General features: G+C 68.3%; 5 protein-coding genes. 3 read left to right on the top strand and 2 right to left on the bottom strand.

Translation table 11 applies throughout. The annotated features are described in order from the left end of the window. Window positions 1–260: 260 nt before the first annotated feature. Window positions 261–1,172, top strand: a complete 912-nt coding sequence (hemC, locus tag ACM0PY_RS19320) for a hydroxymethylbilane synthase (RefSeq protein ID WP_180886237.1) — start codon at window positions 261–263, stop codon at window positions 1,170–1,172. Between the two features lie 75 nt (window positions 1,173–1,247). Here the strand turns inward: hemC and ACM0PY_RS19315 are convergent, their stop codons facing one another. Further along, a complete protein-coding gene (locus ACM0PY_RS19315) occupies window positions 1,248–2,024 on the bottom strand; it encodes a DUF481 domain-containing protein (protein ID WP_049413237.1) in 777 nt (258 codons plus the stop codon). Between the two features lie 106 nt (window positions 2,025–2,130). Further along, the gene (locus ACM0PY_RS19310) at window positions 2,131–2,733 is read right to left on the bottom strand and encodes a LolA-like protein (RefSeq protein WP_180886235.1); all 603 of its coding nucleotides are present in this window, start codon (window positions 2,731–2,733) and stop codon (window positions 2,131–2,133) included. An 80-nt stretch (window positions 2,734–2,813) separates the two neighbouring features. Here ACM0PY_RS19310 and ACM0PY_RS19305 point away from each other — a divergent pair, with 80 nt between their 5' ends. Together ACM0PY_RS19305 and ACM0PY_RS19300 are read left to right on the top strand one after the other, a co-directional pair. After that, window positions 2,814–3,785 carry a helix-turn-helix transcriptional regulator gene (locus ACM0PY_RS19305; protein WP_061479894.1) on the top strand — a complete coding sequence of 324 codons (972 nt, stop codon included), beginning with the start codon at window positions 2,814–2,816 and terminating at the stop codon, window positions 3,783–3,785. A 26-nt stretch (window positions 3,786–3,811) separates the two neighbouring features. Continuing rightward, entirely contained in the window at window positions 3,812–4,606 is a 795-nt protein-coding gene (locus ACM0PY_RS19300; protein ID WP_049413241.1) for a MetQ/NlpA family ABC transporter substrate-binding protein, read from the top strand. Window positions 4,607–4,705: the final 99 nt, after the last annotated feature.

Genomic DNA, 4,705 nt, shown 5'->3' with positions numbered 1-4,705 from the left:
GGGTAGCGATGCGGACAGTTTCCATCCGGTCATTATCGCGCCTTCGGCGCGGATACGGCCAACGGCGGAGCCCCTCGTGGCTGGCTGGGGGGCGTGAGCCGCATGGATGCGGCGACCGAGCTTACATGGACGTACTTGCAGCGGCCCCTGCGCAGTCCATCCCGCCCGGCCAAGCACGGCTGTTGCTTTCACGCCCCCCAGCCAGCCACGAGGGGCTCCGCCGTTGGCCGTATCCGCGCCGAAGGCGCGATAATGACCGGATGGAAACTGTCCGCATCGCTACCCGCAAGAGCCCGCTCGCCCTCTGGCAGAGCGAACACGTCGCCGACCGCCTGCGCCAGGCCCACCCCGGCCTGCACGTGGAACTGGTGCCGATGAGCACCCGCGGTGACGAGGTGCTGGACCGCTCGCTGGCCGCCATCGGTGGCAAGGGCCTGTTCCTGAAGGAACTGGAGCTGGCCATGCTGCGGGGTGAGGCCGACTGCGCCGTGCACTCGCTGAAGGATGTGCCGATGGAACTGGACGCGCCCTTCGCGCTGCCGGCGATGCTGACCCGGCACGACCCGGCCGATGGTTTCGTCTCCAACCTGTACGCCTCGCTGGACGCGCTGCCGATCGGCGCGCGGGTCGGCACCTCGTCGCTGCGCCGCCAGGCCCAGCTGCGCGCGCTGCGCCCGGACCTGGAACTGCTGGACCTGCGCGGCAACGTCAATACTCGCCTGGCCAAGCTCGACAACGGTGGCTACGACGCCATCGTGCTGGCGGTGGCCGGCCTCGAGCGCCTGGGCCTGGGCGAGCGCATCGTGGCGCGCCTGCAACCGCCGCAGTGGCTGCCGGCGCCGGCGCAGGGCGCGGTGGCGGTGGAGTGCGACGGAGGCAACACGCGCCTGATGGCGCTGTTCGCCACGCTTGATGACGCCGCCACGCGCGCCTGCGTGGAAGCCGAGCGGGCCATGAACCGCGCGCTGCATGGCAGCTGCCACGTGCCGGTGGCGGCGATCGCGCAGTGGCAGGGCGACGACCTGCACCTGCAGGGCTTGGTCGGCAGCGCCAGTGATGGCCGCGCCGTGCGTGCCGAAGCGGTGGGTCCGGCCCGCGATCCGGAAGCGCTGGGCCAGCAGGTGGCGAAGCAGCTGCTGGACGACGGTGCTGGCGAACTGCTGAACGTCTGAGCCATCGCAGGTAGTGCCGCGGCCAGCGGCCGGCACTACCGGAAGAAGAACGGGCGCCCTGGGCGCCCGTTCTGCTTATTTGAACTTGTAGACCACGTTCATCGTGGTCAGCGTATCGGTCTTGCGCTTGTCGACAGCGACGTCGCTGTTGTAACGCGCCTGCCAGCCGGCCTTCAGCGCCAGGTGCTCGTTCATGCTCACCGAGACACCGAAGTCGTTCTGGCCGAAGGTGTTGTACGAACCGGACTCGACCAGCAGCGTGTTCACCAGGTCGGTGTTGTCGGTCAGCGAGTACTTCAGGTCGAACAGGCCACGGCCGATCATGCCGGTACGGGTGCGGTCATCCTCGGTGCTGTGCGTACGGCGCACGCCGGGGCCGATCTGCGCGTCGAACGAGAAGCGCTCGGTGTTCCACAGGCGGGTGCCGTAGCCCAGACCGAACGAGCTCTGGCGGTCGTAGGTGGCGAAGTCGTCGCGCTCGGTACGCACCGTGGCGGTCAGCTGGCGGTGCTCGCCCAGCTGCAGCGCGCTGCCCGCACTGCCGGTGTAGCGGTTGGCGGTGGTGTTGCTGCGGCGGGTGGTGGTGCCGTCGTCGTTGGTCTCGGTCACCTTGGAGCTGGAGCGCAGGCCGAACAGGTCCATGCTGTGCACCCAGTCGCCGTCGGTGTAGCGCAGGCGCAGGCGGCCGTTGAAGCTCTCGGTGCTGCTGTTGCCGCGTGCCGAGGCAAAGCCGAGCTCGCCGCCGCTGCCACTCCACGGCGAGGACATCGCCGCCAGTTCGGAGGCATCCTGCGCGTATGCGAGCGGCGCACACAGCAGCAGGGGGATCAGCAGGGACACGCGCAGGGACATCGAGGCTTCTCCGGAACGGTTAACAGCCGGTGATGATACTGGAAGCGTGATGGCGGTCCGAATCGATCCAAAGCGTGCTTCAGCGAACGTTGCCGCGATCGCCTATTCAGGGCAGATCGACACGCAATGCGGGGTCGTTGAAGCGCGAATAGCGCAGGCGCAGCTGGAAGCTGCGGCCATTGCTGCTGCCGCTGCGCACGATCTGGCGTGGCAGGCCCTGGGCATCCACCCAGTACTCCAGGCGTTCGCCGGGCTGGCTGCCGCGCAGCCGGTAGTGACGGGTCTCGACCCCGTCCAGCGCCTGGCTGCCGAGGTCTTCGGCCTTCAGGTCGGCGGGCAGGGCGTCGGCCGGCAGCGGGTTGCGCCACTGCTCGAGCAGGCCGGGCGGGGCCGGCACCTGGCGGATCGCACCGTCGGCCTGCAGGAACAGGGTGTCGCCGATGATGGTCTGCGGCCCGGCCGGGGTCTCCACCCGGAAACGGTCGGGTGCAACGAAGTCCATGGCGCTGCGTACCCGCTGCGGCGCGCCCAGCACCTCCAGTTCGGCGTGGAAGCTGCGCAGGGCGGCGAAACGCTGGCTGGCGCCCAGCACCGCCTGTGCCGGATCGGCGGCGGGTACCGGGGCCTCGGTGCCCGCCGGCGCCGGCGCGCGATCGCAGGCGGCCAGCAGCAGGCAGGCCAGCAGGGACAGGGCAGGCAACCGGCGCATCGGGCATTCCATGGGGTGGGGGCGACCACGATAGCCCAAACGTTCCACACAAGACCCGCGACTCGGACATAATCGGGGGTATGGACCGATACGAACGCATCACTGCCCTGCATCGTCTGCTCAAGTCCGCGCGCTATCCGGTGACGGTGGCGACCCTGCAGGACAAGCTCGGTTGTTCCCGTGCCACCGTCTATCGCGACCTGGCCTTCCTGCGCGATGCGCTGATGGCACCGATCGAGGGCGACGGCGAGGCCGGCTTCCGCTACCAGGCCGACGAGAGCGACCGCTTCGAGCTGCCCGGCCTGTGGCTCAGCTCGGAGGAGCTGCATGCCCTGCTGGCCTCGCAGCACCTGCTGGCGCGTACCGGCGGCGGCGTGCTGTCGTCGGTGCTGGCGCCGCTGCAGCAGCGCATCGAGAGCCTGCTGGCGGCCCAGGCCGGTGTTTCCAGTTGGCCGGTCGACCGCGTGCGGGTGATTCCGCACCGTGGCCGCAAGTTCGACGAAGGCAGCTTCCGCAGCGTGGCCTCGGCGGTGCTGGAGCGCCGCCAGCTGGCGTTCGAGTACCGCGCCCGCTCCACCGACGAGCCGACCAAGCGCACCGTCTCGCCGCAGCGCCTGACCCATTATCGCGACAACTGGTACCTGGATGCCTGGGACCATGACCGCGAGGCGCTGCGCAGTTTCGCGGTGGACCGCATCCACAAGGCACGGGTAATTGACAATGCCGCCCGCGATGTCGCCGACAGCGAGCTGGACGAGCAGCTCGGCGCCAGCTATGGCATTTTTTCGGGTGCGCCGAAGGGCTGGGCGACCATCCTGTTCAGCGCCAAGGCTGCGCGCTGGGTGGCCGACGAGCACTGGCATTCCAAGCAGCAGGGTCGTTTCCTGGCCGATGGCCGCTACGAACTGAAGGTGCCGTACAGCGTCTCGCGAGAGTTGCTGATGGACGTGCTGCACTATGGTTCGGATGCCGAGATCATCGAGCCGATCATGCTGCGCGAGCAGGCCAAGGCGCTGCTTGAGCTGGCCCTGAGCAACTACGAAAAATCCTGACACCCCCCCCGAGAACCCCGTCCCCCATGAAGAAGACCCTGTTGCTGTCCCTGCTCGCCGCTGCGCTGGCCCTGACCGCCTGCGGCAAGTCCGGCGAGCCCTCGCAGAAGCTGGTGGTGGCCGCCACGGCCGTGCCGCATGCCGAGATCCTCGAGGTGGTCAAGCCGATCCTCAAGCAGGAAGGCGTGGACCTGGACGTGCGCGTATTCAACGACTACGTGCAGCCCAACGACCAGCTGGTGCAGAAGCAGGTGGACGCCAACTACTTCCAGACCGAGCCGTACCTGGATGCCTACAACCGCGACCGCAAGACCGACCTGGTGAAGGTGATCGGCGTGCACATCGAGCCGTTCGGTGCGTACTCGCGCAAGGTCAAGTCGCTGGCCGAGCTGCGCGACGGTGCCGACGTGGTGATCCCGAACGATCCGAGCAACAACAGCCGCGCGCTGATCCTGCTGCACAAGGCCGGCGTGATCGAACTGAAGGACCCGGCCAACGCGCTGTCGACCCAGCGTGACATCACCGCCAACCCGAAGAACCTGAAGTTCCGCGAGCTGGACTCGGCGATGCTGCCGCGCGTGCTGGACCAGGTCGATCTGGCCCTGATCAACACCAACTATGCGCTGGACGCCGGCCTCAACCCGACCAAGGATGCGCTGGCGATCGAGAGCAAGGATTCGCCGTACGTGAACTTCCTGGTCGCGCGCCCGGACAACAAGGACGACGCCCGTGTGCAGAAGCTGGCCAAGGCCCTGACCAGCCCGCAGGTGAAGGCCTTTATCGAGACCAAGTACAAGGGCGCGGTGCTGCCGGCGTTCTGACCGGCGCTACGGACGTTCTGGCCATGCGGTAGTGCCGGCCGCTGGCCGGCAATCTGCAAACGCCGCCAAAGATCAGGGGGTTGCCGGCCAGCGGCCGGC

Origin of the sequence: Stenotrophomonas sp. BR163 (assembly GCF_047520985.2) — a bacterium.
Lineage (GTDB): Bacteria > Pseudomonadota > Gammaproteobacteria > Xanthomonadales > Xanthomonadaceae > Stenotrophomonas > Stenotrophomonas sepilia.
This window is presented reverse-complemented; position numbering and strand designations above follow the sequence as displayed.

What these genes read in the sequence shown, in the direction of transcription:
- ACM0PY_RS19310 (WP_180886235.1), bottom strand. Translation starts at nt 2,733, where the DNA reads ATGCGCCGGTTGCCTGCCCTGTCCCTGCTGGCCTGCCTGCTGCTGGCC.
- ACM0PY_RS19315 (WP_049413237.1), bottom strand. Translation starts at nt 2,024, where the DNA reads ATGTCCCTGCGCGTGTCCCTGCTGATCCCCCTGCTGCTGTGTGCGCCG.
- ACM0PY_RS19300 (WP_049413241.1), top strand. Translation starts at nt 3,812, where the DNA reads ATGAAGAAGACCCTGTTGCTGTCCCTGCTCGCCGCTGCGCTGGCCCTG.
- hemC (WP_180886237.1), top strand. Translation starts at nt 261, where the DNA reads ATGGAAACTGTCCGCATCGCTACCCGCAAGAGCCCGCTCGCCCTCTGG.
- ACM0PY_RS19305 (WP_061479894.1), top strand. Translation starts at nt 2,814, where the DNA reads ATGGACCGATACGAACGCATCACTGCCCTGCATCGTCTGCTCAAGTCC.